This window comes from Flavobacterium bizetiae (assembly GCF_902804475.1).
Classification (GTDB): domain Bacteria; phylum Bacteroidota; class Bacteroidia; order Flavobacteriales; family Flavobacteriaceae; genus Flavobacterium; species Flavobacterium bizetiae.
The window spans coordinates 1-214 of record NZ_CADCSU010000004.1 but is presented as its reverse complement, the minus strand read 5'-3'; the positions used below and the strand labels follow the sequence as shown (position 1 = coordinate 214).

The 214-nt window shown below is 42.5% G+C and carries 1 protein-coding gene; it reads right to left on the bottom strand.

The window, feature by feature from the left end; all coding sequences use genetic code 11:
• Positions 1-214, bottom strand: a 214-nt coding sequence (locus tag FLACOL7796_RS00020) for an Ig-like domain-containing protein (protein ID WP_173968574.1), incomplete at both ends; no start/stop codon positions are given.

Genomic DNA, 214 nt, shown 5'->3' with positions numbered 1-214 from the left:
CGTATCGCAGTTTACAGGGTTAGCTCCTTTTTCACAGATTTGGTACGTGATTGTATACGTGCCTGATACTGTGTTTGGATCTAAAGTCAATACTCCGCTGGCATCAATGGATAATGGTCCTGTTGTAATGGCCGTTACTGTTGTGTTTAAAGCCGTAACGTCTACTCCGTTTAGTTTATCATTTGCTGTTACGTTACCCACTGTAGTGGCAACT